Annotated in this window: 19 protein-coding genes; 7 read left to right on the forward strand and 12 right to left on the reverse strand. The window is 55.4% G+C overall.

Annotated features, from left to right (window positions below; all coding sequences use genetic code 11):
* The 5 genes from ACR0MP_RS20660 to ACR0MP_RS20680 form a co-directional block, all read right to left on the reverse strand.
* On the reverse strand, positions 1–1376 hold a 1376-nt coding region (locus tag ACR0MP_RS20660), incomplete at its 3' end, for a 3-isopropylmalate dehydratase large subunit (protein ID WP_480893890.1).
* Between the two features lie 291 nt (positions 1377–1667).
* Complete coding sequence (locus ACR0MP_RS20665; RefSeq protein WP_170393861.1) at positions 1668–2156, reverse strand: aminomethyltransferase family protein; 489 nt, start codon at positions 2154–2156, stop codon at positions 1668–1670.
* 1 nt (position 2157) lies between these two features.
* Entirely contained in the window at positions 2158–5028 is a 2871-nt protein-coding gene (locus ACR0MP_RS20670; protein ID WP_480886650.1) for a 2Fe-2S iron-sulfur cluster-binding protein, read from the reverse strand.
* Positions 5015–5272 carry a sarcosine oxidase subunit delta gene (locus ACR0MP_RS20675; protein ID WP_170407032.1) on the reverse strand — a complete coding sequence of 86 codons (258 nt, stop codon included), beginning with the start codon at positions 5270–5272 and terminating at the stop codon, positions 5015–5017. Before ACR0MP_RS20675 ends, ACR0MP_RS20670 begins: the two co-directional genes overlap by 14 nt.
* A 14-nt stretch (positions 5273–5286) precedes the next feature.
* Positions 5287–6537 carry an FAD-dependent oxidoreductase gene (locus ACR0MP_RS20680; RefSeq protein WP_170407029.1) on the reverse strand — a complete coding sequence of 417 codons (1251 nt, stop codon included), beginning with the start codon at positions 6535–6537 and terminating at the stop codon, positions 5287–5289.
* A gap of 273 nt (positions 6538–6810) precedes the next feature.
* Between ACR0MP_RS20680 and ACR0MP_RS20685 the strand changes: the two genes are divergently transcribed.
* Positions 6811–7614: a phytanoyl-CoA dioxygenase family protein gene (locus ACR0MP_RS20685; protein WP_480735147.1), complete on the forward strand. Its 804-nt coding sequence runs from the start codon at positions 6811–6813 to the stop codon at positions 7612–7614.
* Positions 7615–7648: 34 nt separating this feature from the next.
* Here ACR0MP_RS20685 and ACR0MP_RS20690 read toward each other — a convergent pair whose 3' ends face one another.
* Together ACR0MP_RS20690 and ACR0MP_RS20695 are read right to left on the reverse strand one after the other, a co-directional pair.
* Positions 7649–8698 carry an aromatic ring-hydroxylating oxygenase subunit alpha gene (locus tag ACR0MP_RS20690; RefSeq protein WP_170407024.1) on the reverse strand — a complete coding sequence of 350 codons (1050 nt, stop codon included), beginning with the start codon at positions 8696–8698 and terminating at the stop codon, positions 7649–7651.
* A gap of 96 nt (positions 8699–8794) precedes the next feature.
* Positions 8795–9724: a LysR substrate-binding domain-containing protein gene (locus tag ACR0MP_RS20695; protein WP_170407021.1), complete on the reverse strand. Its 930-nt coding sequence runs from the start codon at positions 9722–9724 to the stop codon at positions 8795–8797.
* Positions 9725–9819: 95 nt separating this feature from the next.
* Between ACR0MP_RS20695 and ACR0MP_RS20700 the strand changes: the two genes are divergently transcribed.
* The 3 genes from ACR0MP_RS20700 to ACR0MP_RS20710 all read left to right on the forward strand — a co-directional run bounded on the left by ACR0MP_RS20700 (position 9820) and on the right by ACR0MP_RS20710 (position 12325).
* Positions 9820–10905, forward strand: a complete 1086-nt coding sequence (locus ACR0MP_RS20700) for a hypothetical protein (RefSeq protein ID WP_480760650.1) — start codon at positions 9820–9822, stop codon at positions 10903–10905.
* A 154-nt stretch (positions 10906–11059) separates the two neighbouring features.
* Positions 11060–12004: a fatty acid desaturase family protein gene (locus ACR0MP_RS20705; protein ID WP_170407019.1), complete on the forward strand. Its 945-nt coding sequence runs from the start codon at positions 11060–11062 to the stop codon at positions 12002–12004.
* A 3-nt stretch (positions 12005–12007) separates the two neighbouring features.
* Complete coding sequence (locus ACR0MP_RS20710) at positions 12008–12325, forward strand: non-heme iron oxygenase ferredoxin subunit (protein WP_170407016.1); 318 nt, start codon at positions 12008–12010, stop codon at positions 12323–12325.
* Between the two features lie 7 nt (positions 12326–12332).
* Here ACR0MP_RS20710 and ACR0MP_RS20715 read toward each other — a convergent pair whose 3' ends face one another.
* From ACR0MP_RS20715 to ACR0MP_RS20730, 4 genes are read right to left on the reverse strand one after another with little or no spacing between them, the layout of a single operon-like run.
* On the reverse strand, positions 12333–13214 hold the full coding sequence (locus ACR0MP_RS20715; protein ID WP_170407012.1) for an amino acid ABC transporter permease: 882 nt from the start codon (positions 13212–13214) through the stop codon (positions 12333–12335).
* Positions 13215–13267: 53 nt separating this feature from the next.
* Entirely contained in the window at positions 13268–14101 is an 834-nt protein-coding gene (locus tag ACR0MP_RS20720; RefSeq protein WP_170393843.1) for a transporter substrate-binding domain-containing protein, read from the reverse strand.
* Positions 14102–14137: 36 nt separating this feature from the next.
* A complete protein-coding gene (locus ACR0MP_RS20725) occupies positions 14138–14980 on the reverse strand; it encodes an amino acid ABC transporter permease (protein WP_480886654.1) in 843 nt (280 codons plus the stop codon).
* A 1-nt stretch (position 14981) separates the two neighbouring features.
* Positions 14982–15728 carry an amino acid ABC transporter ATP-binding protein gene (locus ACR0MP_RS20730; RefSeq protein ID WP_304621969.1) on the reverse strand — a complete coding sequence of 249 codons (747 nt, stop codon included), beginning with the start codon at positions 15726–15728 and terminating at the stop codon, positions 14982–14984.
* A 269-nt stretch (positions 15729–15997) separates the two neighbouring features.
* Here ACR0MP_RS20730 and ACR0MP_RS20735 point away from each other — a divergent pair, with 269 nt between their 5' ends.
* From ACR0MP_RS20735 to ACR0MP_RS20745, 3 genes are read left to right on the forward strand one after another with little or no spacing between them, the layout of a single operon-like run.
* Positions 15998–16576, forward strand: a complete 579-nt coding sequence (locus ACR0MP_RS20735) for a carboxymuconolactone decarboxylase family protein (RefSeq protein ID WP_170393839.1) — start codon at positions 15998–16000, stop codon at positions 16574–16576.
* Positions 16577–16587: 11 nt separating this feature from the next.
* Positions 16588–17175: a helix-turn-helix transcriptional regulator gene (locus ACR0MP_RS20740; RefSeq protein ID WP_170393837.1), complete on the forward strand. Its 588-nt coding sequence runs from the start codon at positions 16588–16590 to the stop codon at positions 17173–17175.
* Positions 17176–17187: 12 nt separating this feature from the next.
* Complete coding sequence (locus ACR0MP_RS20745) at positions 17188–18576, forward strand: MATE family efflux transporter (RefSeq protein WP_170407006.1); 1389 nt, start codon at positions 17188–17190, stop codon at positions 18574–18576.
* On the opposite strand, the gene ACR0MP_RS20750 is transcribed toward ACR0MP_RS20745, so the two are convergent.
* On the reverse strand, positions 18551–19795 hold the full coding sequence (locus tag ACR0MP_RS20750; protein WP_480886656.1) for an NAD(P)/FAD-dependent oxidoreductase: 1245 nt from the start codon (positions 19793–19795) through the stop codon (positions 18551–18553). The genes ACR0MP_RS20745 and ACR0MP_RS20750 overlap by 26 nt on opposite strands.
* Positions 19796–19806: the final 11 nt, after the last annotated feature.

A 19806-nucleotide genomic window follows, 5' to 3' on the forward strand; every position in this document is an offset into this window, starting at 1 on the left:
GCCGCCATCGCCTCAAGCTCTTGCGAGGTCATCAGGCCAGTGGTGTCCTGCGATCCTACGATGTTGACCTTGACCCGTACGTCCGACCCGGCGTGCAAGACCGTGCCTTCCGCTACTCCCAAAGCGTTGCGGTTAAAGATCTTTTCGACCGCGGTCAGGCCCTGTCCATCTCGGCTGATCTCTTTCGACGGCGCAAATGCCGACTTCAGCTCGACTCCCAGTGTCTGTGCTGCAAATGTTTGCAACTTCTTGCCGAACACGATGGCGTAGGATCCGCCGGCCTTCATGAACTCCTGCTTTTGCGGAGTGAAGGACGAGGCAATATCAACAAGCTCTTTGGCGCCATCGGCGTCATAAAGCTTTTTGTCTTTCGTATTGATCGTGAGCACTGTCCCGGTTTCGACCGAGTACTTTTGCTCCAGGATAGGGCTGTCGTCATTGTTGAGGATCGGATTCCCCTCGGAATCGACTTTTTTGACCCAGTTTTTCAGGTCGATACCAATCCCGCCCGTCACACCAACGGTGGTCAGAAAGATCGGAGAGATACCGTTCGTGCCGGCCACGATCGGGGCAATGTTTACGAATGGCACATATGGGCTGGCCTGCTTGCCGGTCCAAAGCGCAACGTTGTTGACACCCGACATCCGGGACGAGCCAACGCCCATTGTCCCTTTCTCAGCAATCAGCATCACGCGTTTATCTGGGTGCTGGCGCTGTAATTCTTGAATCTTGTCTTGCGCTTGCTGCGAGATTAAGCACTTGCCATGCAGCTCCCGATCCGAGCGCGAGTGTGCTTGGTTGCCCGGCGACAGCAAGTCAGTCGAAATATCGCCCTCGGCAGCGATATACGTGACAACTTTGATCTCTTCCTCGATATCGGGCAGCTTGGTGAAGAACTCGGCCCGCGCATAGCTTTCAAGAATGTCGCGCGCGACCGGATTTCCGGCAGAAAACGCCTCCTTCAAACGATCCGTATCAGCCTCATACAGGAAGACCTGTGTTTTCAGCACTTCAGCCGCCTGCCTTGCGATCTCGGGATCACCACCCAAAGCCAGATCAAGAAGAACCTCAACCGAAGGACCGCCTTTCATGTGCGACAACAGTTCAAAGGCAAAGGGTACTGAAATTTCGTCAACCAGCGCTTCGCTCTGAATGATCTCTTTCAAAAAACGTGCCTTCTCGCCAGCGGCGCTGGTCGTGCCGGGCAGCGTATTATAGATGAAATAGTTTAGAGAATCCGCACGATGCGCATGATCGACGTCCTTGATCTGTGTAACAAGCTCTTTGACAAGCGCGCCGTCATCAATCGGTTTCGGATGCAGACCCTGCGCTTTGCGGGCTTCAATTTCGTCGAGGTAGTTGGTGTAAAGGCTCATGGCTCGTTCCGGTATATGTGGCTCGATTAGCAGGGGCTCAAAGACGTTATGAACGCCCGAGGATCCTAATTGTATGCGGCGGTATACTAAATGACCGGAACTTGCAAGCCTTGCACCTGTGGCGCGATGTCCCGTCTAAAAGCAACACTTCACAAAGGATTTTGTGCCAGCCAATGACTTTCGATAAGTCCGCTATGTCCTTATCTGATCCCTGTTCCTGGACGATATGCATATAGACCGGCGAGGTAATGAATAGCCATAAGGCGTAAACCGCCCCTGCTTCGAATTGCGTCAGGCAGTTGCTCGGGTCAGATAATCCTGAACCATGTCGCCAAAACTCTGTTCAACCGCAAACTCAAAACCAGCCTCGCAGCGCATCACAAGTGCTTTTAGGCCAAACAACTCGGAATAGGTTACTGCGTCTTCATCAAAAGCAGTGACATGCAGATCAAGCGGGCAGGCAATAGCCATCACTTCAGCGGCTTGGGGTCCGGCGACACTAAAGAAGGTAAGGGTGTCCGATATCCGCACTATACTGATGTCCGCAGGGCAATCCGTTGGTTTGAGCTGAGCTTCCAGTGCCTCTTCCAGTTCCAGCGAAGCGCGTACAATCCAGTGATTGCGTCCAATGTGATATACCTCAAACGCTTCCTGCATCGCCCTTGTGTTGGGGCGGTTTGGCAGAGAAAATTCGGCCCAATTTTGAACGACCTCGGGATCCCCTTTGAGGTCAAACAGCGCATTCAGGGTTTGGCGTTCGATCTTGACGTCGTAGCTCATCTCAGGACCTCAGGCGCTGACCCTCGGGGTCATGGAATACAGGCTTTGTGATGGTCACCGGGATCACCTCGTCTTTCAGCCGAACATGCGCGGTTTGCCCGTGTCGCTCCTGCCCGTTCTTCAGCAACGCCAGGCCAACCCAGCGATTGTTGACGACGCTCCAGACGCAGGCGGTAACCAATCCTTCGGTCGCTTCTTTGCGACCTTCAGGGGTTAGTGGCGCGCCTTCGGGCACTTGCTTGTCAGGGTCTTCGGGCAAGATGCCGACCAATTCCCGGCGTTCCCCTACCGCTTCACGGCGCAAGTGGACCGAGCGCTTGCCTAGGTAGTCGGGCTTTTTCTTCGACATTGCCCAACCCATGCCCAGGTCATAGGCGTCCACGGTACCGTCGACCTCGTGCCCCAGCGAAAGAAAGCCTTTTTCCACACGCAAGACATGGCTGGATTCCGATCCTACAGGCAGGATACCAAGGGGTGCACCAGCCTCCATCACCTTGTCCCACAAGGCGGCCATGTGGCGTGGGGCAACGTTGACCTCATAGGATAGCTCACCGGTGAAGCTGACGCGCACAACCCGCGCAGGGAACCCCGCAACCGTACCGTCCCGGAACGACATGAAGGGGAATGCCTCGGGCGACAGATCGATATCCGTAAACAGCGCGTGCATGACATCGCGCGCGCGGGGTCCACAAATGGTGGCGTTGTTCCACTGGCTTGTCACAGTTGTGATCATGACTTGCCAGTCAGGAAACTCGGTCTGAAGCAGCTTTTCCATGTGCTGGTTGACGGCGTCTGCATGGCCCGTTGAGGTCGAGATCATCCAGCGGTGCTGATCCAGCCGAAAGGCCACCCCGTCATCTATGATCAGACCATCATCCGACAACATAAGACCATAGCGACCATCGCCAGGCTTCAGGCTGGACATGATGTTCGAATACAGAAAATCCAGAAAGCGCGGAACATCGCGCCCTTTAAGCTCAAACGTGCCGAGCGGCGAACCGTCGTATACGCCAACGCCTTCACGCACCGCGCGGCATTCCCGGTTCACCGCCTCTTGCAGGCCCTCACCTGGTTTGGGAAAAAACCCCGGACGGCGCCATCGGGCACCAGCCTCATACATCACTGCGCCATAATCCTTGTTCCATTGGGTCACCGGCGTGTGCCGGTAGGGGAACAACACCGAGTCCTCACGCAGCCCCCCAATCGCACCGAATGAGACCGGCGTGTAGGGAGAGCGGAATGTCGTCGTGCCAAAATCTTGCAATGGAACGCCCTTTTGCAGAGCAACGGTGCCAATAATGTTGATATTGCCCGTCTTGCCCTGATCTATGCCCATCCCGCCAGTGGTGTAGCGTTTGACATGTTCCACGTTGTCATATCCTTCACGCAGCGCCAGATGCACATCGCTGACCGCAACATCGTTCTGAATATCCAGGAATGCCTTTCCGCGTTGCCCTGGCACATCTACGCGCCATAGCGGTTCAATCGAATAAGGCAGCTCTGAACCGTCATCGATGATCCGATCCAGTGTGAGATCCCCCGCCGCCGCGCCGACGGCCCGACAGGATTGAATCGGTTGATCGGGCAAAAACGCAGCGAGTTCTTCATCAAACCGAAGTGTGCTGCGGGACTGAGACCACAAATGCACGGTTGGGTTCCAGCCTCCGGAATGGGCCAGCAAGTCGCAGTCAATCCAGGTGCCTACGCCCCCGGACTTGGGAAAGGCCTTGACGGCACGGATGCTTTTGTACCCTCGGATATCGGCGGCTACTGTTCCGGCATGGACGGTTATCCCCGACACCAGATCAAGAGCTTCCCTTGGAACCGTGTCGCGGCTATCGAGGATCGCGTTAACCGTTACCTCAGCTGCGACCAGATCGGCGGCCACTGCGTAAGCGCTGTTGTTGTTGGTGAACAGAACCACACTCTGACCGGGTGTCACGCCCCAACGATTAACATAGGCCTGCACGGATGAGGCCAACATGACGCCCGGCCTGTCATTATTGGCAAACACCATCGACCGTTCCGTGGCCCCGGTGGCAATCACCACCTCAGCAACACGGACCCGCCAGTTGCGTTCTAGAATGCTGGCCTGATCTGGCTCGCGTTCATTGACGATCACTAGGTTGTGTTCGCGATAGGCCCATACGGTCGCGTTCTGAAGATGGGTGACGTTTGCCATTTGGCTTAGTTCTTCAACCGCTTCGCCCACCCAATCCATCGCCGGACGCCCGCCAATGGTCAGGGTGCGGTTCAGGAGGCTGCCGCCCGCTTCGGTTCCCTCGTCTGCGAGGAAGACTCGCTTGCCTGCCCGACCAGCCTCAAGTGCAGCTTGCAGGCCGGCGGGACCTGCACCTGCAATCAAGACATCTGCATGAGCGTAGCGCGCTTCGAAATGCCCCGATGAAGGCGGGTGCACAGGCGCTGCTGCCAGCCCCGCCGCCTTGCGGATGTATGGTTCAAACAGTTGCCAGTTAGGCCATTTGAAAGTTTTGTAGTAGAAGCCCGCAGGAATAAAACGGGCAATCAATTGATTGATCCCGCCCAGATCAAACTCGGGCGATGGCCAGCAATTGACCGAGCGTGCATTCAGCCCTTCGCGCAATGGAACCGTGGTCGCTGGACGGTTGCCCGAGGCGTCCTCGCCTTCCAGCTCCACAAGCGTTCCTGGCTCTTCGGGACCGTGTCCGACAATGCCGCGTGGGCGGTGGTACTTGAAACTACGGGCTGTTACTCGCACCCCGTTTGCCAGCAAGGCCGAGGCCAGAGTGTCCCCTTCGAACCCTTCGTAAGTTTTCCCATTGAACTGGAACGTCAGAGGGCGGCTTCGATCAACACGACCACCCACTGCGCGGCGATTAATCTGAGCCATCGGGCACCTCCACAATGTCATGTGTCACGGTATCCCGCCAGATTGTCAGCCACTCGCCACAGCCCCGTGCGTGCCACCACCGCTCTTGCACAGGCCCCATAGGGTTGGGCGTTATGGTCAGGTATTCGACCCAATCAGCATCGCTGATGGCGTTGGTATCGGGTCGAGCAGCTCCGACCGGGCCGCCATAGACGAACTCGCTTTCATTGCGCTTGCCACAGAATGGGCAGGGGATGAGCATCATGATCCTGTCCCTTCCTATCTCGCCGTCGTGGTGCCGGCTTCCATCACAAATTCTAGATGGCGGAAGCGGTCCAAAGTGAACGAGGCCATCAGCGGATGCGGCTCGCCTTTGGCGACCAGATGCGCAAGCGTCAGTCCGCCCGCAGGAATGGCTTTGTATCCGCCCCACCAGCCAGCGGTCACGAACAGCCCCGGTACCTCAGTCTGATCCATGATGGGCGAGGCATCATGGGCAATATCAAGATGCCCACCCCATTGGCGCATTAGTTTGAGTTTCTTGAAGCTCGGGAAAAGCGACAGCATCGCGGTCACAGTGTCTTCGAACACATGTTGCTTGATGTCGCGACGAAAGCTTTGCCCCATATCAGGAGCGCCGCCGATCACCATCTCGCCCTTGTCAGACTGGCTGAAATAGAACCCACTGTCCGGGCAATTTACGATGACATCCACCAAGGGCTTCACAGGCTCGGACACAAAGGCCGTCAGGTTCATCGTGCGCAATGGCAGCTTGAGCCCCGCTGTCTCGGTCAACGTCGTGGTATGGCCCGATACGGCCACCACAACCTTTTTCGCCCGCACGGTGCCGCGATTGGTCTCGACACCTTCGATGCGCCCATCAGCGCCACGGATCAATGCTTGCACGGCGGTCTGTTGTTGCATCTCGACCCCCATTGCATCCGCCGCGCGGGCATAGCCCCAGGCCACCGCATCATGACGGTTTACACCCGCATCTGTGTGGACCATTCCGCAGATGATCGGCAGGCGCGCATCTGGCCCGCCACCTGTCAGCGCAGGTATGCGTTTGCGCAATTCGTCTGTGGTGATCTGCTCATAGGTCGAGCCATAGATGTCCATGACCAATTGCCGACGCCGCAACTCTCGCAGTTTGGGCCAGGTCTGCACCACATCCACCATGGTACGCTTGGAATGCATCATGTTGAAGTTCAACTCATGCGTCAGCCCTTCGTACATCTCGACGGATTTGACGTAGAACGGGATCGACTCGTCACGCATGTAATTTGACCGAATCGTAACCGTATTGCGCGCTATGTTTCCGCCACCCAACCAGCCCCGTTCCAGCACGGCGACGTCGGTTATGCCAAACTCTTTGGCCAGATAATAAGCCGTGGCCAGCCCGTGACCCCCTGCCCCGATCACCACCACCTCGTACCGGTCTTTGAGCGGCAGGCTCCGCCAGGCTCGGGACCAGTTCTTATGACCAGAAATCGCGTTACGGGCGAGTGAAAATGCCGAGTATTTTTGCATAACGAGCACAATATTTATCAGAAAAAATATATCGTCAATAAATATATTTACCATTGCGCAAAAACTGCTTGGGCAATCAAAGGTCGGGGGCTACCATGGCGCATGACCTTCAAAATTGAACAGTTTCATCGGAATCTTGCTGGCAAATGGTCGGCCCGATCCCGCTGGCCCTGCTTCATCATAAACTGCCGCAGTTCACCCTCTCTCTGACTCCATGCAGACCGTGGCGCTTTGCGCCTGAATTCAAACCCGCCGGGAAATGAGGCGGAAGCTATGGATGGAAGAACTATGATTAACACACCGGATACAGATACTGTTCAGCAAGCGTATGCGCGCGACGGCGTCGTTTTATTGAGAAACATCCTCAGGGACGATTGGTTAAACAAGTTGCGTGATGCCGTGGACGAAGAGGTTAAAAAGGGTGACCGGTATTTTGCCTATAAAAATATGCGTGAAAAACCGAGTGTCTTTCAGGACTATTGTCTGAACTCAGATATTGGAAAGCGAGTGGCCGAGGTGGCGGGCAGCCCCTGGACTTCGTTGATCTATGACCAAATTTTCGTGAAAGAACCTGGCACACGCACCCAGACCGGCTGGCATACAGATCAGCCCTATTGGCCTGTGGCCGGTCCCATCATGACAATGTGGATCGCACTTGATCCTGTCGACCCAGACAATGGAGCGCTGGAATTTGTCCGTGGCTCGCACGCTTGGGGCGCAAAATACCGGCCTTTCAAAACTGACCAGCTTGGCAAGTTTCTTCACTATCTGGAAGAGGATAACCCGGACTATATCGACATGCCCGATTTCGAGGCGGATCGCACTAAATATGACATATTCCATCATGAACAGATGGAACCTGGCGATGCCCTGGCCTTCGATGGAATGACTGTGCATTCGGCGATGGGCAACCGCACCTCGACCCGTCGCAGGCGTGGATATGCGGTACGTTTTGCCGTTGAAGGTGCCACCTATGAACCGCGCGATAGCGTTACTGAATGGCTGCATGATGACGACCTGAAACCGGGTGCTCCCTTTGCCGGTGGGCGCTTCCCTGTCATCTATAGCAACACCTAAGATAAGGGGCCGGGAACTGGCCCCTGTTCAGGTTTCAGGCGTGCCGAATTGCACCCTCTGGCACAGCGGCCTCGGCCTCGATCGCTCGATCGAGCACGCGTCGGTATGTTTTTGCCCCGGCATCCAAACCCAGATCAATATGCGGTGTCTGAGCATTTTTCATGCCCTTGTGCACTTTTTCCAGCACATCTTTGTCTTCAAGAAACGCCATCCGGGCACCGTCATTCATGAACTTTGAAACCTCGGCATTGTCCGGATCAGAGTTGCGATGCTGGAACCAGAAATACCTGGTCTGATCCTCGTTGATTGGCGTCATGAAGTTGTAAGAGATGTTGATGAATGTCTCATCGACAGGATCTTTGTCATATCCACCCGTGCCAACCGGAGTATAGATGGACTTATTCAGCCCGATTGCGGGCATGCACATTTCGTAATGCTGCAAACGGTCGCAATCGCCGTCGAACGAGACCAGTTTGGCATAGTAAGGCGATGGTGGTTTGTTTTCGATCCAGCGCGAGACAATCACGCCGCGATCTGTCTTTTTGACGTCCAGAGGCTCTTCATCCGTTCCCGCGCCGGCGAATGACGAGACATGTACCCAGGCCACATGGCTGGGATCAAGCAGGTTGTCGCAAACCCAAAGATAATGGCAATCGATATCCATCACCCCGCCATCGGTTAGGCCCCAGCTCGTGTCATCAAAGTTTTCGATTGGGAAAATCAGGTCCGGATCAGCCAGTTCAGGATCGCCCATCCAGATCCAGAGCAGGCGATAGCGGTCGGCAACTGGATAAGACTTCACCACCGCGCGCCGAGGCGTCATCCCCCGCTGCGTTGGGCTGTCCGTACATTTGCCCGAACAATCGAATGTCAGCCCGTGGTAGCCGCATTCGACCAGATCCCCTTTCAGATTGCCATCGGATAGCGGGAGCTTGCGATGCGGGCAGGCATTCTCAAGCGCAACGGGCGTCCCATCCTGCTGACGATAGAGCACAATGTTCTCACCCAGATATGTCGCAGCCTTCAGTTCGCGCCCGATATCCTTGCTCCAGGCGGCAACATACCAGCAATTTCTGAGGTACATGGTTTGCTCTCCAATTTGATCAGTTGGCTTAGCGCCATTATGGCAGCGTCAGTGCAATACACCATTCTGGATTTGTAATGATACATATAAGGCAAGCTAATTCGGCAGCATTACCGACGGGGGCAGATCGGGCTGCGAAGCAACTTCGGCCTTGATCCAGTTCAGGAACTCGCTGACTTTTTGGCTGTCTTTGCTATCAGGGCGCCGGACGAGCCAATAGGAAAGTGGCGATTGAGTCAGTTGCTGAAACGGTCGCACCAGACGGCCATCGCACAACGCATCAATAACCAGCGGTTCGCGCCCAAGCGCCACCCCCAGCCCCTCAATCGCTGCCTGTATGACCATGTTTGATTGGCCCAATCGGCGCGTGCGCACTCCAGACGGCAATGTCAGATTGGTTTGCCGCGCCCAGAACTCCCATGTTGGGCTGGACGTACCATGGTGCAGATTTTCATCTACGAGCAGTGTGTGCTGTGACAAATCTTCAATGCGCTTCAATTCAGGCAACAGCGCGGGCGCGCAGACGGGAAACAGCCTTTCCCGCATAAGCAAATCCACTTCAAACCCGGGATATTCACCAAGACCATATCGAATGCCGATATCGGAATCTGCGCCGGAAAACGGATAGTATCCCGTATCCGTCGCGATCGAAATAGACAGGTCCGGGTGGGCCAAATCAAAGTGCAGAAGCCTTGGAAACAGCCAGTTGAATGCAAACCCCGGCAAGCATGAAATCACGATGGTCCGGTCCGCACGCGTTCGATCGCGAAGTTGCGCACACACATCTGAAATGCGGCCCAGCCCATCCGAGATTGCCTGCGCCAATTGCTCACCTTCGCGGGTAGGTCGCGACTGCCGCGCACCGCGCACCAGCAAATCCCGCCCAAGCCATTCCTCAAGCGATCTGACGTGCTGGCTGACGGCACTTTGGCTGACCCCCAGTTCCTCGGCGGCGGGTGAAAAGCCGGAATGGCGTACAACTGCCTCAAAGGCTCGCAGCGCGGAGTATGGCAGATTCAAGATCATATTAGTCATCCTAATGTCAGCCATTATCACTTTCAAATGGATTGCCGGCGGCCTTAGGCCGTAAGTTGATAATGTCAAGTAATCAGGAGATGTCGATGTCCGACATGACGCCAGAGCGGGGCGCTTACAATCTGCTGGTCAATTGCGCCCGCGCGGCGGCGGGTGAAAGGCTGCTGATTGCCTATGAACCTGCAGAGTTTGGATATTTCGACGCCGACAGCGTGAATGTTGTCAGTCAGGCGGCCTGTCAACTTGGGCTGGGGGTCGACACGGTTGATGTGGGCTTCAATCCGGGCAATCCGCAATTATCGCCTGATCTGCTTGCCCGGTTCGAAGCGGCAGACATCATTCTATTTCTGGCCCGTCTTGGGGATCAGTTGCGGTTCTCGGACATGCCGCAGGGTAAGAAAGTCATCGTTAGCTTCGCTTTAACCAAAGAAATGCTGGGATCTGGTTTCTCCAACGGCCACCACGATGCGTTCATGGAGCTTAAGGCCGATATCAACGCGGTCTTGGACGCGGCCAGCGAGGTGCGGATCACTTGCCCGTTGGGCACTGATGTAAGCGGTCGGCCGGTGATGAACCTGCAAGCCTCGGGCGACACCTCGATCCTGCGCTTTCCGATGTCAGTCTTTACCCCGGTTCCTGCCCACAGTTTCTCGGGCCGTGTGGCCATCAGTTTTCTGACGGGAACGGGGTCGAAGTATTACGATGACTACACCATCGAATTCGACCGCCCCGTCTTTGCGATGATGGAGAATGGGCGGCTGCAGCGTTTTGACGGCGATCCCGCCAACGCCGCACGGGCCGAGGCGCATTATGACCGGGTAGCCAATCAGTTGGGAATTGATCGCAATTTCGTGCACTCTTGGCATGCAGGTATCCATCCGGGCTGCGGCTACCCCTGGGATATGCGCGAAAACTATGAACGCTGGGGCGGCTCCGCTTTCGGAAATCCACGCATCCTGCATTTCCACACCTGCGGGGCGTACGCGCCCGGAGAAATCAGCTGGAACGTTATTGATCCTTCCATCGAAATCGATGGCGTAACTTATTGGGACCGCGGTACATTCCATGCCGAACGGCTGCCTTGCGGTCAATCAATCCTGGATCGGCACCCCTGCGCGGCCGCCCTGTTCGCCCATCCCGATCCGGATATCGGTCTGCGTGCAGTTGGCTGATCAATAGCGGCTTGATCGAATCACGAGCTGTGGAAATACTCTTAGATAATAGGGTCTGTTCGAGTTGGCCCTATGGTGCGGAGCACTCCCGTCTCCGGTGCCGGAATATGCGCAGAGGGCAAGACCCCCGCTCCGGCAAAATCATGGAAATCACATGTCAAAAGCTATTGTTACGCCGCTGACTCAGGCTCTGGCCGAAGGAAAACTGACGCGCGAAGAACTCAAAGGATTCATGCAACGCTCGAACGCGCACGGGTTACGTCATCTTGCAATGTGGATTTTAGTGCTGGCCTGCACGACAACATTGATCACCCTAGCCTGGAACAGTTGGCTGATTTGGCCCGCGATGTTTCTGCAAGGGGTCGTCTTGGTGCATCATTTCTCGCTTCAGCATGAGTGTGTGCACTATACCGTGTTTCGCACCCGGTGGTTGAATGATCTGGTTGGTCAGATTTGCGGGCTGATCATCATTCTGCCCCATCGGTTCTTCCGATACGAACATTGTGATCATCACACATATACGCAATTGAACGGAGAGGATCCCGAACTAATCCCGCTGCCCAAATCCCTTCGCGAGTACTTTCTGTACCTGTCAGCCCTGCCTTATTGGCGCGGTAAGTTCACTGAGCTGTTCCGACATGCCTTTGGGAAGCTCAGCAAGGCCGAGTTGAGTTTCATTCCCAAAGAGGAGCATCAGTCGGTCTATTGGGACGCGCGCCGCATGCTGGCCATTTACGCTTTGATCTTTCTGGCTATGGCCTTCACCGGATGGTGGGGATTGATCTGGTATTGGATCATACCCCTGTTTCTGGGTGAGCCGGTGATGCGATTCATACGAATGACCGAGCATGTCGGACGTCCCACCGTGGCGCAGATGTCAGAAAACACGCGCACCAATCTGGTGTCAAAGCCGATGTCATTTTTATGCTGGAATATGAACTATCATGCCGAACATCACTATGTCGCCTCAGTTCCCTTTCACGCTCTGCCCCGTCTGCATGAGAAGTTAAAGGATCATATCTTCGTCGAGAAAGGTGGATATCTGGCTGCGCATCGCGACATTCTGCGGCAGATCATGCAACGCAAAGCCGAGGCCTGAGAGATGGTGGCAGACAAATCTTGGCGCGATGTGATCGAGGCATCGAAGCTGGAAGAAAACTGGGTCACGCGGGTTCAGATCGGGCCGAGATTGATTGCAGTTTATGATACACCCAGCGGTGTCTATGCCTCGCTGGCATTGTGCAACCATGGTGGGGCTGATCTGTGTGACGGCTATTTTGATGGGCATGTTATCGAATGCCCATTGCACCAGGGCGCGTTCGATGTGCGTGATGGCAAGCCCGTTTCAGCGCCCGCGACCCGAGCAATGCGGGTTTTTGAGACACGGATTCAGGATGGAATGGTTCAGGTCCGAATGTGACCTGAACCTAGCGCTTGTCAGATCGTTTCTCTAGCCGCGCAAAGATGCGGCTGAGGCCGAAGCAGACGACAAAATAGAATGCAGCCGTTGTGATCCATGCCTCAAAGATCATCCGGGACGAAGCGACCAACTCGACGGTTTTGTAGGTCAGTTCCTGAACCGAGATCAGCGACAAGATCGAGCTGTCCTTGATTAGTGAGATGAACTGGTTGGCCAGCGGCGGCACGACCTTTTTCATCGCCTGCGGCAGCACGACATAGCGAAGCTCTTGCAAACGGCTCATCCCGATCGAGCGTGCAGCTTCGCGCTGACCTTTCGGGATCGACTGGATACCTGCTCGGACAATTTCGCCGACAAATGCGCTTTCAAACAGCGCCAGAACGATGACACCTGAGACAAGCGACGGAAAACGCCGCATCTCACCAAAGAAAAATGTCCAGATCTGGTTGTCTTCTTGCCGCGCAATTCCACGTGCCCAGCGTTCAAGGTTTAGTGCGTCGATCAGTTGCTGCGACAGGAAGAAAAAGAAAATAAAGACAACAACAACCGGTGGCACATTACGCAGAAATTCAAGATAAGTGCGTGCCAGCATGCGTATGGTCAGGTTGGCAGAACAGCGCGCGATCCCCAGAATTGTACCCAGAATGAGCGCCAAAATGCCGGAATAGATGCTGATACGAACCGTCGCCACCAAGCCTTGCAGCAATAGATTGGCAAAATACTCTTCTCGCCCAGTATGCCAGCCGACGATGTAGCTGGGGATCAATTCCCACCGCCACTTATAGTTCAGCGTACCTTCGATCGACAGCCAGATATATCCGAAGAAGGCGATCAATACCGCCACGATCAGATAATCTGGCCATCTGAGTTTTTTAAGAAATTCAGGCACCTGGGCGCTCCGCTTCAGGCCCGAGGGCGGCTGACCCGCCCCCGGCTAATTGGTTATTGGGCAACCTGGTCTGCCCACTCTTCAGTTGCGAACCAATAGTTGTGACGCTCTTCCAACCAACCCGACCGCCAGTTCTGAGCGATCCAATTGTTGAAAAAGTTCATGGCATCCGGATCGCCCTTGCGTACTCCGAACGCTTCGCCACGCGGATCATAGAGGTTATCGAACGGAACGGTCAGAGTTTCCGGATGGCGACCGGCCTCGCGGTTCGGCGTAGGTTGAGCCGCCATCGAAGCATGCGCGTTTCCGTTTAGCACTTCTTGCGTTGATGCACCGTCTTCATCAAACAACAGCAGCGTCGCGTTGGGGAAGTTTTCCGCGATCACCGTAGCTGGTGTCGCCCCGCGACGAGCGGCAAAGGTGACCTCAGGTTTATTGAAATCTTCCAAAGACATACCATCGGTCAACTGTTTGTTAGCCATAATAGCTAGGCCCGAATACGCGTAAGGATCGGTGAAGTTGATCGTCAAGTTTCGCTGCGCAGTCACCGACATGCCCGAGATGATCACGTCGAAATTGCCAGATACGAGCGCCGGGATGATGCCATCCCAGGCGGTCGGTACAAACTCGACCTCTACACCCATGTCCTCGGCCAGCTTGCGACCGACATCCAGTTCGAACCCGATCAGATCACCATTCTTGTCGCGCATCGACCACGGCACGAACAGCGAAAGACCAATCCGGATTACCCCATCCTGTTTGATCGTTTCAATCACACTTTCGCGGGACAGTTCCTGAGTCGCACTTTGCGCCCAGCCTGAGGTCGCCATGCCTGTTGCCACGACCGCGCCCAGGGCCGCCCCGAGCATTCTGCGAGATAGCTTCATCTTGGTTCTCCTTGTTGTCCGGTTGAGTTCTTGTGGTTATTGGTCGACGGCATATTTCTTCTCCAGATAGCTAACGCCAATCGACAGGATCAGGGTCACCACCAGATAGACCAGCGCGATGGTGAACCATATTTCGAAACTCATATACGTGTCGGATATGATATTGCGTCCGAATGTGGTGAGTTCGGCCACGGCAATGACGCTGACAATAGCCGAGGATTTAATCAAGTGGACGACCTCGCCCGTCATGGGCGGCAGCATAAAGCGAACAGATTGCGGTAGAATGATATATCTGTAGGTCTGATAGGGGGTCATACCGATAGACTTGGCCGCCTCCCACTGACCAGATGGGATGGCGTTGATCGCCGCCCGCAGGATTTCTGAAATCAAGGCTGAATGAAACACCGCCAAGGTCAAGATGCTGGCGGTATATCGATCAAATCCAAAGATAGGACCCAGGACATAATAGAACAGGTAAAGCAGAACCAGCAGCGGGATATTGCGGATCAGTTCAAGGTAGGCAACCGCGACAGCCGTACCAATCACCAAGCCCGACAAGCGCAGTAGCGCCACCAGTAACCCGATGACGGTTGCCAGCAGAAACGATATGACGGACAGTTTGATCGTGGCGACCAGTCCGATGGGAATTTCGCCCCACTCGAACCCAATCTCGGTGTTGCGGTACAGGAATTGGGGCACGCGATACCACTGCCAATTATAGCCCATACCCTGCGCGCCAACATATGACCCGTAGGCGATCAACCCGACAATAACCGCATAGATCACGACGGACACTAACGCCGAGCCAAAGAACCGCTTGTATAGTGGCGGCTTCGGCAGCGCTTGCCCGCGTCCCTGTGATATGCCCAGATCGGTCACGTTAGTGTTCCAATATCTGGTTCAGGAATAGACGGCAGCGCTCGCTTGACGGGTTGGTGAAGAACTGATCGGGCGGCGAGATTTCAACGATCTGCCCCGCCTCCATAAAGACCATCGTGTCGGCGACCTTGCGCGCAAACCCCATCTCATGCGTGACAACCACCATGGTCATGCCCGTATCGGCCAGTTCAACCATCACATCCAGCACCTCATTGATCATTTCGGGATCAAGCGCGGATGTCGGTTCATCAAACAGCATGATCCGTGTTTCCATGCATAAGGACCGCGCGATCGCGACGCGCTGTTGCTGCCCCCCCGACAATTGCGCCGGGTACTTGTCGGCCTGCTCGGGGATGTGAACGCGATCAAGATAGTTGCGCGCGGTTTCCTCGGCCTGCGCCTTGGATAGCTTGCGCACCTTCATCGGTCCGATCATCAGGTTTTCAAGCACAGTCAGGTGCGGAAACAGGTTGAACTGCTGGAAGACCATGCCGACTTCCTGTCGCAGTTCACGGATTTCCTTGGCACCTTCATAGACTTCGATCCCATCGATCACGAGACGCCCGGAATTATGCCACTCTAACCCGTTGAAACAGCGGATCAGCGTGGATTTTCCTGATCCGGACGGGCCGCAGATTACCACCTTCTCGCCCTGATGAACGGTCAGATCGATGTTCTTGAGCGCATGGAAAGTCCCATAGAACTTATCCAGATTGGTCACTTCGATCATGGGGGAGAGCTGTGTCATGCCGAACCTGTCAAGATGCGGATCAGCTGGCGTCGCTGATCTATGACGCTGTGGTAGTGCGATCGCAACATGAGGTCATGCACGCATGCGCACGAAGTCATTCGCGGCGATTCAGGCAGAGTGGAGAGATCTGGCAAAGCTTCAGAATCCTCAAATTCGTTGCGCGCTGTTCAATATGGTTGCTTAATGTGCAATATTCGTCAATAAAAAACTCAGCCGAACGGCACACGCCGCGAAAATAGAAACAGAAAACACGAGAGGAAACGTGAATGTCCGCCTGGATTCGGATGATATCTGACGAAGATGCCGACGAGCACCTGAGAGCGACTCTGGATCTGGCGCGCACACCACACGGGACCGTGGACAACGTGATGCGCGTGCATTCACTGCGTCCCAACACCATGAAAGGTCACGTCATTCTGTATCGCGCGTGCCTGCATGATGAAGCCAATTCCATACCCATGTGGTTTCAGGAAGTCATCAGCTCTTACGTATCGACGTTGAACACCTGCCCCTATTCTTATGCCAACCATTGGGCAAACGCCCGACATCTGATCGGTGACGACGCACGCGCCGACGCAATCGAGGCCGCTTTAAAGGCCCATCGTCCGCAGGACGCATTTGAAGGTGCGCAGTTGGCCGCGCTGATCTATGCGCAAAAGCTGACCCTGTCGCCGGGTGCAATGGAGGAATCCGAAGTTCGCGCATTGAAAGATGCCGGCTGGGAAGACGGAGAGATTCTCGAGATCAACCAGATCGTCGGATATTTCAATTATGCCAACCGATTGCTGAATGGTCTGGGTGTCACAACGGAAGGGGACGTGGTGGGCTACTACGCCGAGGATTGACGGATTGAATCATGCACGATGACACGCCGGGAAGACAGATTGATCGCGCTATTGGTGCCTCGCTCAGGGAGCTGCGCCAAAGCCGCAAGCAATCCGCCCGTCGGTTGGCAGAACAGTCTGGTATCTCGGCTGCAATGGTCAGCCGTATCGAAAACGGGTTGGTCTCTCCGTCAATCGATACACTGGCTGCACTTGCCGAAGCGTTAGAGGTACCAATCGTATCGCTGTTTCGCGAAGCACGGACAGACCACACCGACTATACGCTGGTTCGCCATGGCGAAGGGCTAAAGTCTACGCGACTGGCGGGCGGCCATTCGCACGAATACGTCAACCTTGCGCTGCATTCCCGGAAGGACCTGCGCTTTCAGGCCCGTCGTGTCACGTTGTTGCGCGACGAGGGGCAGCCACCCACTTATGTCGGCCATGGCGTCGTGTTTGTTCAGGTTCTCGAAGGGCAGGCCATCTATCGGTATGGCGAGGCCCGATTTACTCTTTCAGCAGGAGACAGCATCAGCGTCGATGCAGAGCTGAATCACGGCTTCGAAGAAGTCCTAACGCCAGAGTTCGTATTCCTGACCGTTCAGGCCGAACGTCCGTAGTGGCCAGTTGATATGGCCATCCCAACTGAAATTGATCTGACGCGCGGGCCAATCTCGACCCATTTCCGAACCCTGGCGATCCCGGGCGCAATCGGGATGTTGTTCAACACTCTCTACAACGTTGTCGACATGTTCTTCGCCGGCCTTCTCTCGACCAGCGCACAGGCTGGATTGGCATTAGGGTTTCAGGCTTTTTTCATTGCCATTTCGGTCGGGGTCGGGTTGGGTGCCGCGATGAGCGCGCTGGTCGGCAACGCGTTAGGCGCTGGAGACACTCGCGCAGCGCGGCGTTTTGCAGCACAGGGAATGATCTATGGTTTCATTGCAGCCTGTGTCCTGGCGGCGGCGGGTCTCTGGTACGGCCCTGCGCTGATAAATCTGGTTTCGGAACCGGGACCTTATCGCGATGCAGGTTTACGTTATTTCCACTGGCTCCTATTGGCCTTGCCCGGATTTCTTCTGGCCTTCGGTTGCAATGGCATTCTTCAGGCACATGGTGACGCGGTATCGATGCAACGCGCCCTCATGGTGGCGTTTTTTGCCAATATCGGTCTGAACCCCCTATTGATCTACGGCATTCCGGGCGTGATCCCGGGCATCGGATTTGATGGCCTCGCTGTATCGACGGTGATCAGCCAGACCGGTGTGATGGTGTTTCTGATCCGTCAGGTCCTCAGACGCCGCAGGATGAGGCGCATGCGCCCCCGAAACTTCATTCCGCGCCTACAGAAGTTCAAGGAGATCTCGGTTCAGGTACTTCCCACAGCGACATCTTTCTTCGTGATGCTGCTGTCAGGTTTCGTCATGCAGTTCGCCCTGAAAATCTTTGGAGAGCACGCAATCGCTGGCTTTGGCATTGCCATTCGGCTTGAGCAGATTTTGCTTTTGCCGGTGCTGGGGGTCACGGGGGCACTGCTACCCATCGCGTCCCAGAATTTCGGTGCCCGCGACTATGAAAGGGTACGCGAGGCACTGTTTTATTGCTGGAAAGTCGGGTTCATCATGACCGCCATCGCAGCCCCCATATTGTGGATTTTTGGCCGCCTTATGATGGGCTTTTTCACCGACGATCCCGAAGTGATCCGCGTCGGACTTAGCTATCTACGTGTCGATAGTCTGATCCTCCCGGTCTACATGATGCTTTTTTCCATCAACTCGCTATTGCAAGCCTTGAAGCGACCGATCTGGACCGTGTGGATTAGCCTATATCGTCAAGGATTTGGCGTCGCCTTTTTTGTCTGGATTTTCGTCGGCCTGCTCGGTTTTAACGAAATTGGTGTCTGGTTCGGCACCGCAGGTGCCGTGGTGACTGGCTGGATGATCGCATTGCTGATGACGTCCCATGTGGCTCAAAAAGAGCTGGGCGGGCTTTGGCTCAGGACGAGAACCGATCTGGGCTGAAGGCTTCTATATCGATGTCCGGTGATCTGCCAGCAATTACATCTGCGATTATCCGCGCCGTCGTCGCGCCTAGTGTCAGGCCAAGCTGTCCGTGACCCGTCGCAAAGGCGACGTTAGCCAGTCGCCTGCTGCGGCCAATGATCGGACGTGTGTCCGGTGTAAACGGGCGGCGACCCATCCGGCGTTCCGCACTATCGGTCTTCAAACCCGGTAATACGCGGCATGCACGCCTGACCAGCACATCGGCTCGGTTCCAATTCGGCTGCGCGTTCAGGTCGGCAAATTCTGCGGTACCAGCCACTGCCAGCGCCTGCTGATACGGTGTAATGCCAAACCCACCTTTGGCATAAAACACCGTGTGGCGGAGCTCGACCCCGCTATCTTTCAACGCAGTCGAATATCCGATCACCCCTTCCATCCTCAATTGAACACCCAGCGTCTTGGCCAAGATTCTAGACGGCGTTCCCGCAGCGATGACGAAATCATCTGCGCTGATCGATCGCCCATCGCTCAGCTTCACGCTTTTCACATGTTGTCCGTCCTGCGTAAAACCGATTGCTCTTCCTGCCACGACTGCCCCACCGCGGCTGCTAAAACTCTGCGTCAGCGATTCAACCAATACCTTAGGGTCCGTCACAAAACTCCAGTCTCTAAGCAAAGCTGCATGTTTGAAATCAGATGCTATTGCAGGATCGATTTCATGCGCTTCCTGACCTGTAACTTGATCAATTGTGCAACCCAGCTCACGCGCTAGTTCAAAAGCTGCGCGCATGGTCGCAAGGTCATTGTCGTCGTCAAACAACTTGATTACCGGCCGTTCGACCAAAAGCTCAGGATGGCCTACATCTAAAAGCTGAGCCTTGAAATCCGCTGTTGCAGCAAACGTAAGTCTTGCCAGATCGGAGGCGATTGCACGCATTTTCGAGCGACGCGCATTGGCGGTAAACCGTGCAAACCACGGCAGCAGCTTCACTGCTGAAGCCGGGCGCAGTGTCAACGGGGCCTCGGCATCCAGCAACCAGCCCGGCACTTTCATCAGCATCCCCGGCTGCGACAACGGCACGATCTCACCCACTGCGATACACCCGCAGGAAGCCCAACTCGCGCCCTCACCAACCGGACCCGGTTCTACGACGGTGACCTCGTGGCCCTGCGACTGCAATGTCAGCGCACAGGATATTCCGACGATGCCGCCGCCAATTACAACCACCCGTGCCATTACTGGGACCC

The sequence above is a fragment of the Ruegeria sp. K3 genome (assembly GCF_056531845.1).

Excerpts from the sequence above, each read along its gene's own strand:
- ACR0MP_RS20665 (WP_170393861.1), bottom strand. The coding sequence starts at position 2,156 with ATGAGCTACGACGTCAAGATCGAACGCCAAACCCTGAATGCGCTGTTT.
- ACR0MP_RS20670 (WP_480886650.1), bottom strand. The coding sequence starts at position 5,028 with ATGGCTCAGATTAATCGCCGCGCAGTGGGTGGTCGTGTTGATCGAAGC.
- ACR0MP_RS20675 (WP_170407032.1), bottom strand. The coding sequence starts at position 5,272 with ATGATGCTCATCCCCTGCCCATTCTGTGGCAAGCGCAATGAAAGCGAG.
- ACR0MP_RS20680 (WP_170407029.1), bottom strand. The coding sequence starts at position 6,537 with ATGCAAAAATACTCGGCATTTTCACTCGCCCGTAACGCGATTTCTGGT.
- ACR0MP_RS20685 (WP_480735147.1), top strand. The coding sequence starts at position 6,811 with ATGGATGGAAGAACTATGATTAACACACCGGATACAGATACTGTTCAG.
- ACR0MP_RS20690 (WP_170407024.1), bottom strand. The coding sequence starts at position 8,698 with ATGTACCTCAGAAATTGCTGGTATGTTGCCGCCTGGAGCAAGGATATC.
- ACR0MP_RS20695 (WP_170407021.1), bottom strand. The coding sequence starts at position 9,724 with ATGATCTTGAATCTGCCATACTCCGCGCTGCGAGCCTTTGAGGCAGTT.
- ACR0MP_RS20700 (WP_480760650.1), top strand. The coding sequence starts at position 9,820 with ATGTCCGACATGACGCCAGAGCGGGGCGCTTACAATCTGCTGGTCAAT.
- ACR0MP_RS20705 (WP_170407019.1), top strand. The coding sequence starts at position 11,060 with ATGTCAAAAGCTATTGTTACGCCGCTGACTCAGGCTCTGGCCGAAGGA.
- ACR0MP_RS20710 (WP_170407016.1), top strand. The coding sequence starts at position 12,008 with ATGGTGGCAGACAAATCTTGGCGCGATGTGATCGAGGCATCGAAGCTG.
- ACR0MP_RS20720 (WP_170393843.1), bottom strand. The coding sequence starts at position 14,101 with ATGAAGCTATCTCGCAGAATGCTCGGGGCGGCCCTGGGCGCGGTCGTG.
- ACR0MP_RS20730 (WP_304621969.1), bottom strand. The coding sequence starts at position 15,728 with ATGACACAGCTCTCCCCCATGATCGAAGTGACCAATCTGGATAAGTTC.
- ACR0MP_RS20735 (WP_170393839.1), top strand. The coding sequence starts at position 15,998 with ATGTCCGCCTGGATTCGGATGATATCTGACGAAGATGCCGACGAGCAC.
- ACR0MP_RS20740 (WP_170393837.1), top strand. The coding sequence starts at position 16,588 with ATGCACGATGACACGCCGGGAAGACAGATTGATCGCGCTATTGGTGCC.
- ACR0MP_RS20745 (WP_170407006.1), top strand. The coding sequence starts at position 17,188 with ATGGCCATCCCAACTGAAATTGATCTGACGCGCGGGCCAATCTCGACC.
- ACR0MP_RS20750 (WP_480886656.1), bottom strand. The coding sequence starts at position 19,795 with ATGGCACGGGTGGTTGTAATTGGCGGCGGCATCGTCGGAATATCCTGT.